General features: G+C 33.8%; 2 protein-coding genes. Both read right to left on the bottom strand.

Going from position 1 to position 1,627, the window contains the following annotated elements:
- Positions 1 to 223: 223 nt before the first annotated feature.
- The gene (locus tag LW137_RS07050; protein ID WP_233034940.1) at positions 224 to 1,129 is read right to left on the bottom strand and encodes a lysozyme family protein; all 906 of its coding nucleotides are present in this window, start codon (positions 1,127 to 1,129) and stop codon (positions 224 to 226) included.
- A partial coding sequence (locus tag LW137_RS07055) for a BspA family leucine-rich repeat surface protein (protein ID WP_233034942.1) occupies positions 1,126 to 1,627 on the bottom strand: 502 nt, incomplete at its 5' end. The genes LW137_RS07050 and LW137_RS07055, both read right to left, overlap by 4 nt.

A 1,627-nucleotide genomic window follows, 5' to 3' on the forward strand; every position in this document is an offset into this window, starting at 1 on the left:
GACCAAAGCAATCAGTTCTTCCTTATCCTTAGGAAAATATTTCAACTCTCCAAAAAGAGGAATCCCTAAAGCAAGAATTAAAAATAAAGAATTTAGTTTGATTTTCATTGTGTTTCTCCTTGGGTTTAGAAGTTTAGTGAGAATATTTTAAGAAATCTTTTAAAAAGATATTTCTTTTTTAAAGATTTCAAGCATATTGTTTTTGATGAAAAGATTGTGAGGATTAAAAATAAAAAGAAATCTCTTTCTCCCCATCCCTCTTCAAAGAATGCAAACTCTCAAATATCTCTAAAGCATCTGCTTTAAACTCTTTTTCTTGTTTCCAAAGTGTTTTTTTAAACTCTCCTCTTTTATATCCATCAAACAATCCAAAGCAATTAGATTCTGCAAATCTTCTTTTAGCAAGACCGATATCCTTGTCTTTATTGCTTTGATATCTGATCTCAAACCAAGCCCTAAAGCGATCATTATTTTTAAGTGCTAAACAAAGCTTAGGTCCAATCAAACTGCTAGGATTGGTATAGCTAAGAGAGAGCAAAGCAATCCATTCATAACTTCCTTTCAATGCTTGTATTTGTTGTTTTTGAAGTTCAAAATTCTCTATTGAGCTCATTCTATTTTCTAGTATTTGAGAATATTCAGGAATAAGTTTTTGAAGAACTTCTTTGGCTTTTTCTTTTGTAATCATAAAAGGAAAATGAGTCTGCAAGATCGAGCTTAGGGCTTTCTTTTTTTGTGAGAGTTGATCTTTGCTAAGTGTGATTGAGTGAGGAAGCTTAGTAAGCTTTTTTTCATAGCTTGCATCAAGGATTTTAAGAATCTCTTTCCATTTGTCTGTATCTTTAAGCACTCCTTCTTGTCTTAAAGTGTATTCATCTTTCTTAGATTTTTCAAACTTCAAATCTTTGATTTGCTTGGTATAAGTCATCCAATCCAATCTTTGTGAGTGTCCTTGATAGGAAAGTTGATTTTCTAAAAGCTTACATGGAGAAGGCTGTGTGAGATTGAATCCATATCCAATTGTAGGGATCCCTTCAGAATCATAATAAGCCCTAGATTCAAACCCTTCAAACAAAGACACAAACTCATAAGCTTTTTGCTCAAGGTTTTGAATCTTGTCTGCTTTCATTGTCTTCTCCCATGTATTTTCTTAGAAAGCTCTGTTCCTCCGATAAATCCTCCTTCTATAATCTTCCCCTCCAAATCCCAATCAAAGTCATAGCTAAACGCACTTGCTTCATTAAACATTCTGCTCATATCTTTCACATTCCTCACATCCCAAGAGCTAAGGTCTTGATTGAAAGAGGTGGCTTCTAAAAACATTCTATTCATATCTTTGACATTGCTTACATTCCATTTCTCAAGGGGTTGATTGAAAGCAGTTGCTCCTGAAAACATTGAGTCCATATTCTCTACTTGACTTACATCCCACTTCTCAAGAGGTTGATTGAAGGAAGTTGCATCATAGAACATGGCAGACATATTCTTGACTTTGCTTACATCCCATCTCTCAAGAGGTTGATTAAATGATTTTGCATCTGCAAACATTTTTCTCATATTTCTAACATTGCTTACATCCCAATCCCCAATAGGCTCATTGAAATGCTTAACGCTCTCAAACATTTTT

Origin of the sequence: Helicobacter kayseriensis, from assembly GCF_021300655.1 — a bacterium.
Lineage (GTDB): Bacteria > Campylobacterota > Campylobacteria > Campylobacterales > Helicobacteraceae > Helicobacter_G > Helicobacter_G kayseriensis.